The sequence below is a fragment of the Paraburkholderia diazotrophica genome, from assembly GCF_900108945.1.
GTDB classification, from domain to species: Bacteria; Pseudomonadota; Gammaproteobacteria; order Burkholderiales; family Burkholderiaceae; genus Paraburkholderia; species Paraburkholderia diazotrophica.
The window spans coordinates 1-6,965 of sequence record NZ_FNYE01000082.1; the positions used below are offsets into that span (position 1 = coordinate 1).

The following is a 6,965-nucleotide window of genomic DNA, read 5'->3' on the forward strand; positions in this document are numbered from 1 at the left end:
TCGGCAGGTTCCTTGCGCGAGACATACCCCTTGAAGCGGACAAGCTTGATGTATTGATCAGCTTTGTGTTCCGCGAGACTATAAGGGCCGGTGCCGACGAGTTTCGTTAGTTGGTCCCCTTTGATATAGCCCTTCGGCACGACAACCGCTGCTGACACTTGAATGGCGAGAAGCGACAAAAGCGGCGTGTACGGTTCTCGAAGTCTGATCGTGACGGTATGATCGTCGGTGGCGTCGATGCGCTCGATATGGGGCGCGGCGTCCTTGCCGAAAGTCGCTACAGCCTCCCATCGCCTGAGCGACGCGGCGACATCTTCTGCGGTCATCTTCGAGCCGTCATGAAAGACGACTCCTCTGCGGACCGGAATCGCATACGCCAAGCCGCCGGCGCTGATTTTCGGCATGCTTTCGGCAAGCAGCGGGCGCACCTTCCAGCGCGAATCGAAGGTGAAGAGCGTCTCGAAGATGTGTTCGCTTGGCGCTGCGACCACGTCCGCCGTCGTAATCATCGGATCGAGCGTCGGTGGCTCACCGATGATTGCGTCGGTAACGATGACGGTCTTATCACTCTGCGCGGGGCTGGGCTGCGAGCAGAACACTGCTGCGATGGCTAATGCGCCCAATGCGCCCCGCCCTAGCGCCTCTCTTGTGCTTCCCATGTTGACGTCTCCGTTATTTATAAATAGACGGCGATCCAAGGCTACTAGCATCAAGTTGTGTCTCAATCAGAGATCGAAACCTTCACTGCGGACAGCGTCACGCCTATTTTTAGTAACCCTTAATATACCGATCATTGCAACAGGTCGGTGACGTGCATCACCATGCGCATCGATCATGGTCCATTCACCGCTCGACGCTCGGTGCACCGGCAGGCTTCGTCGCCTCGCGCCTCTCATCCAACCACTCCTCGACGCCGCGCTTGACTACCAGTTAGCGGCACCGCGAGGACTGACGAATTGGTGACTCGACCTGCAAGACCTGCCTGCACGGATTCTTCACTCATTGCCCTGCTCTTCTCACCAATTGAACGTGTGCTGCAAAGTACAGCGGCCCATCGACGGTTTCGGCGACGTCGCATGCTGATCTTGATTGATACTTGCGCTCATCGACGCGGTGCCCGTTCGGACATTGGGCGCTGCCAGATGTATCAGAGCGTGGCTGATGTTTATCTACTTGCTCACAGGAGTGCCGGACAGTGAACGCCGTAAAGTCTTGGGCGAGCGTTCGCAAGTGATGGCGACGCCCCCGCACGCACTCGTGGCTCGGCAACTTTCGCACGGAGGGGACGAGCTCCAGTCTGCACGTCCCTCCAGTTTCACTGCAGCTTCACTGAACTACGCGGAGTTCGCGAGGAAGCGTCGTGAGTCGCTCCGACCCGGATTCGGTGACCAACATCGTTTCACTAAAAGATATGCCGTTGGCATTCACGACCATATGAAAGATCATTCCGGCCTGAAGAACCCATGTATCGTTTGCCATGAAATCACACACTTCCCACTCACCCGATACAGGCGGGAATCCGATGCCCAACGAGTAACCAATCCGCGGGAGGTACGATTTTCTCAGTCCCGCTTTTAACACCGGCTGCCGCACTGCAGCGTCAACGTCGCCCGAGACGGCACCGTGCTTCATTAACTGAAAGGCACGATCCTGGCAGGTAATCAGTAGTTCAGACACCCTCAGAATTTCGTCCGAAGGCTTGCCCATGATCGCCGTTCGCATCAGTGCGGCGTGATACCGGTTTATCGATCCGGTTATCTCGAACTTAAGAAGGTCACCAAGCTCGATAACCTTGTCCGTTGGCGTGGAATGACCTCTACGAATCCGATCGCCCGACGAGACGTAGTTCGGTAAGCTTTGGTATTCTGTACCGGCCAAAATCTGCTGTTCTTGGATCGCTGCGGCGATTTCAAGTTCTGTTTTTCCGACAGCTAGAGCTTCCAGCCCTGCTTTCAAGCCGATATCGACAGTCCTTGCGGCGCGACGAGCGTATTCGATCTCTTGTGGGGACTTGATGAGTCGTACACGATTGACGAGGCCCGAAGCGTCGATCAGTGTGTTTGACTCGGCGGTCGCGCTGATTTTTTCATAGTCCCGAACCGGCAGATTGAAACAGCTCTTTTCAACGCCAATTGCCCGGTTGGCGCCCGTCCAGCCCAATTCCTTTAGCCATTTTCCCGTTACGACAGCTGGATCTTCGGTATCGAGGTATACCGCTTGACGATCTATTTCGAGCCACGAAAACACATCTGCATGCAGGCGTTCTGACTCCCGCACTAGCAGTAGCGGCTCACCTTCCGCCGGGACGAACAACACTTGATATGCGAAATACCCTGATGTATGAAAGCCAGCGAGATAGCAGATGTTGTGAGGTGAATGAACCAGGAGCCCAATCAAATTGCGATTTTGGACCTCGTTTTGAACTTTCGCCAGTCTACGCCGGTACTCCTCGGTCGTGAATGCTACATTTGTTCCAGCCACTTTCTTCTCCTTATGCCAAATACATTCAATTTTTCGCCTATCGGTCCGCATGGCGCGCTAGCGCGCCGTATTCCGAAGGCCTAACGAAATGGTCCGAACGCCGGTTCGATCAGCCCGCTCCAGCTACTGCCTTAACGGGCGTCACCGTGGACGACCTATTGGAAACGACGAGCTCTTCCATCCGGATACATGCGGCCTGATGCCCGGCAGTCTCGACTGGCGCCAGCGGTGGTACCACTTCGCCGCAGCGTTCAATAGCATAAGGACAGCGCGTTCGGAATACGCAGCCCGATGGCGGCGATAGAGGGCTCGGAATGTCACCGGCCAGGATTTGGCGACCGCATCGGTGAGCCGGGTCAATGGTTGGAATGGCCGAGAGCAACGCCCGCGTATAGGGATGTGCAGGCGTACCGTAGACCGTCTCGCTCGGCCCAGTTTCGGCAACCCTCCCGAGATAGAGCACCACCATTTCGTCGCAGAGATATTCAACGACACTGAGATCGTGTGCGATGAAAAGAATCGTCAGGCCACGTCGGTCACGCAAGTCCTGCAACAGGTTGAGAATCTGCGCTTGAACTGACACATCGAGCGCCGATACGGATTCGTCAGCGATAAGGAACTCCGGCTCAACCGCAAGCGCGCGTGCAATTCCGATGCGCTGGCGCTGCCCGCCGGAAAACTCGTGCGGGTAACGCGACAGATGATCGGCTGAGAGCCCCACCTCTTCCAGCAGTCCTGCGGCAATATCGTCGCGTTCGCGAGGGCTGCGGCCGATGCCGTGCGCAATCAGCGCCTCGCCGATTATCTGCCGGATGCGCATGCGCGGATTGAAGCTGGAAAACGGATCCTGAAAAATGATCTGCATTCGTTTACGCATGGCTTTGAGCGAGCGTGCGTCGAGGCGAGTGATATCTACACCATCGAAAACCACCTTCCCGGCCGTCGGCTCGATCAAACGCAGAAGACAACGCCCGAGCGTCGTCTTGCCGGAACCCGATTCACCCACGAGCCCCATCAGCGATCCACGGCGCACGTCAAATGAAACATCGCTCAGCGCCCGCACATCACCCGCAGACGTATGGAAAACCTTCGTCAGCCCTTCAACGCGGAGTAGCGTCTCCGCGGATCCGATATGTATTGAACTCATGCCTGCTCCCTCGTTTTCCAGCATCGCGACAGATGCGCCGGGCCGCACGACTCAAGCTTCACCGGCTCACCGCATTTCACCTCCGCCAAGCCGCACCGCGTCTGGAATGGGCAACCGGGTGACAGGTTGTACAGCGATGGCACCGACCCGGGAATGGCTGTCAGTCGCCGGCGCCGGCCTTGCTCGTCGCGTTCCTGATTGGCCTCGGGGATCGAGGCGAGAAGTCCAAGGGTATAGGGATGGTTCGGACGCTCGAACAGGCTCCGTACCGGGGCCTGTTCGACGGCGACACCGGCATACATCACTGCAACTTCATCGGCGATCTCGGCGACGACACCCATGTCATGTGTGATGAACAGGATCGACATGCCGATCTCGCGTTGAAGCCTGCGCATAAGGTCGAGAATCTGTGCCTGTACCGTAACGTCCAGCGCCGTCGTCGGTTCATCGGCGATCAGTAACGACGGTTCGCAAGCCAGCGCCATCGCTATCATGACGCGCTGACGCATCCCTCCGGACATATGGTGAGGATAGTCGTCTACCCGCCGCTCGGCGCCGGGAATCTCGACCAGGCGCAGCAGCTCGATCGCCCGCTTGCGCGCATCGGCTTTGTTTGTTGGCAAGTGCAGCCGGACCATTTCTGCAATTTGCTCGCCGACAGTTAGCAGCGGATTCAGCGAACTCATCGGCTCCTGAAAGATCATCGAGATCTCCTTGCCTCGGATCTTTCTCATAGCGCGGTTGTTAGCCCTGGCGAGATCGATTATTGACCCATCCGAAGCTCGGTAGAGTATGCGACCGTCGACCACGCGACCGGGCGCCTTGAGGAGGCCCATGATCGACAGCGAGGTGACCGACTTGCCGGATCCCGATTCGCCGACGAGCGCGAGCGTCTTGCCCTTCTTGAGCGTGAAACTGACGTCGCGAATCACCTTCGCGATCCGACGCTTATAGACGAAATGCGTGCTCAGCCCGTCAACATGCAGCACATCGTCGCTTGCCATCGTCATATCGCCCGCTCTGGATAGATTATCCTTGGAGTCGACGGCAGCCAGATTGTGAAGAACGAGTTCAGACACTTCTAGAGCTCCTTCGAGAGGTTCGGGTCCAGCGCATCCCTGAGACCGTCACCGACGATCTGCAGCGCAAGTACGCAGAGCGTGATCGCGATCCCTGGATAGAGGATCATCCATCCGGCGGTCGAAACGTACTTGCTTCCGGCATTGATCATCGTGCCCCAGGTCGGCGTTGACGGATCGACCCCCACACCAAGGAATGAAAGGCCGGCTTCGGCGAGCATCGCATAGGCGAAGGTGAATGTTGCTTGCACAACCAACGGCGAGACTATATTGCGTAGCACGTGAATGAGAAGAATGCGCCAGGTCGAGGTGCCGAGCGCGCGCGCCGCTTCCACATAAGTAAGCTCGCGAATAACAAGGGTCGAGGCGCGCGCGACTCGGGCAACGCGCGGCGTGTAAACGATGGACAGGGCGATGATGACGTTGAGTACCGACCCGCCGAGCGCGGCGACGAGCGCGATCGCAAGCAAAATGTCCGGAAATGCCATCATCGCATCAACCACTCGCGAGACCGGTGTATCGAGACGTCGGAAAAAGCCCGCGAGCAAGCCGAAAAAGACGCCGAAGAGTGACGAAAACAGCGAGACCAATATCCCAACCATCAGCGAAACGCGCCCCGCGAAGACCACGCGAGAAAAAATATCGCGCCCATATTCGTCGGTTCCCAACCAATGTACGCCGCCCGGAGGCTGTAATCGGCTGAGGATCGCCAGCTTGTTGGGGGCGAACGGGGCTATCCACGGCGCAAGCGCGGCAGCGAGCGCGATGACGGTAAGGATTACAAGACCGATGGCCACCGAGTGACGCTGCGCCATCAATCTGATGAGGCCGATCTCGGCCGGGGGAAGAGAAGCAGTTGCCATGATCAGTATTTCACTCGCGGATCGATCGCCAGATAAAGCATGTCGATTAAGAGATTGATGAGCACATAGATCCCCGCCATTACGACGAGCACGCCCTGTATGACAGGATAGTCTCGCCTAAGCACCGCGCCTACGACCAGGGATCCCACGCCAGGCAGATTGAAGACGCGCTCAGTGACAATGGCACCGGAGATAAGAAGCGCGAATGTGAGTCCGACCACAGTGACGATTGGGATCATTGCATTCTTCAAGGCATGCTTGACCAGCACGCGCCACTCGCTCATGCCCTTGGCTCGTGCCGTGCGCACGTAGTCGTCATTGAGCACATCGAGCATCGCAGCTCGAGAAAAGCGGATTATGAGAGCAGAATTGACGAGACCAAGCACGATCGAGGGCAGCGCGAGATAGCGCAATCGTTCGAGGAAGGTCGCATCAGGTGCGCCGAAGCCAGAGACGGGGAACCATCCAAGGTGCGTCGCCAAGTACTGCTGAAACATCAGCCCGAGCCAAAAGCTCGGCACTGAGGCGGACAGCATCGCGGTCGAAAGCGCCCCTTGATCGAATAGCGTACCGCGCTTATAGGCCGAAAGCACTCCAACCGGCAACGCGATAACCACCGCAATGATGATCGAGAATAGCGTCAACAGTGTCGTCGGTTCCGCACGTTCGACAATGACCTGTCGCACCGGCTCATTGAAGAAGATCGAGCGACCGAGATCGCCCGTGGCCATCTGTCCGAGAAACGAAACATATTGGGCGGCAATCGGCTGATCGAGACCCATCTGTTTGCGCAGAGCGGCGATGTCCGCCAGCGTGGCATCGGGACCCAGCATGAGCGCCGCCGGATCTCCAGGGGCGAGTCGAACAATAACGAACACCGTGGTGAGCACGATGAACATCACCACGATCATGCCGAGAAAGCGTTTGGCAATGTAAGTGGTCAAGGGATGTCCTCCTAGGAAGCGAACCAGGGCGCTAGTCGCATCGCCCGGCTGCCAGGTTAGGTATTACTTGCTGACTTTGGCATTCCAGAAAACGGGCCACCCGATTTTTGGAACACCGGTCATCTTGCGGTTCACTGCAGCGAGCCACGCGAACGAGCCGACCTTGTAGTAGGGCAACTGTTCCCAGACGAGCTTCTGCACCTGAGCAAACGCTTGCTCGCGCTGCTTCTCGTCAGCTGTCTTGAGGAAGGTGTCCCAAATCTTTCTCTTTTCAGGCGTATCCCAGCCCATGGGTGATGACGGGTCATAGGCGCCATAAGTGGCCGGCTCAGGATTGAAGAACGCGTGCGTGATGAAGATGTCCCAGAGCTTCGGGTTCCCGCGACGCTGTGTGAGCGTCGCCCAATCGACCACGTCGAGTTGAACCTTGAAGCCGGCCTCTTCGAGGCAC

The 6,965-nt window shown here is 57.5% G+C and carries 6 protein-coding genes and 1 pseudogene; all 7 read right to left on the reverse strand.

All coding sequences use genetic code 11. The features are described from left to right. Nucleotides 1-659, reverse strand: a 659-nt coding sequence (locus BMW76_RS39560; protein ID WP_245763582.1) for an ABC transporter substrate-binding protein, incomplete at its 3' end; no start/stop codon positions are given. A 667-nt stretch (nucleotides 660-1,326) separates the two neighbouring features. Then, complete coding sequence (locus tag BMW76_RS39565; protein ID WP_218162592.1) at nucleotides 1,327-2,481, reverse strand: M24 family metallopeptidase; 1,155 nt, start codon at nucleotides 2,479-2,481, stop codon at nucleotides 1,327-1,329. Between the two features lie 109 nt (nucleotides 2,482-2,590). Next, a complete protein-coding gene (locus BMW76_RS39570) occupies nucleotides 2,591-3,628 on the reverse strand; it encodes an ABC transporter ATP-binding protein (RefSeq protein WP_090874114.1) in 1,038 nt (345 codons plus the stop codon). Further along, nucleotides 3,625-4,638, reverse strand: a complete 1,014-nt coding sequence (locus BMW76_RS39575) for an ABC transporter ATP-binding protein (RefSeq protein ID WP_218162593.1) — start codon at nucleotides 4,636-4,638, stop codon at nucleotides 3,625-3,627. The genes BMW76_RS39570 and BMW76_RS39575 overlap by 4 nt, the downstream gene beginning before the upstream one ends. Nucleotides 4,639-4,709: 71 nt before the next feature. Next, complete coding sequence (locus BMW76_RS39580) at nucleotides 4,710-5,570, reverse strand: ABC transporter permease (protein WP_090874115.1); 861 nt, start codon at nucleotides 5,568-5,570, stop codon at nucleotides 4,710-4,712. Nucleotides 5,571-5,572: 2 nt separating this feature from the next. Continuing rightward, the gene (locus BMW76_RS39585) at nucleotides 5,573-6,514 is read right to left on the reverse strand and encodes an ABC transporter permease (RefSeq protein ID WP_090874116.1); all 942 of its coding nucleotides are present in this window, start codon (nucleotides 6,512-6,514) and stop codon (nucleotides 5,573-5,575) included. A gap of 63 nt (nucleotides 6,515-6,577) precedes the next feature. Further along, a pseudogene (locus BMW76_RS41585) lies at nucleotides 6,578-6,965 on the reverse strand (ABC transporter substrate-binding protein); the annotation flags it as partial.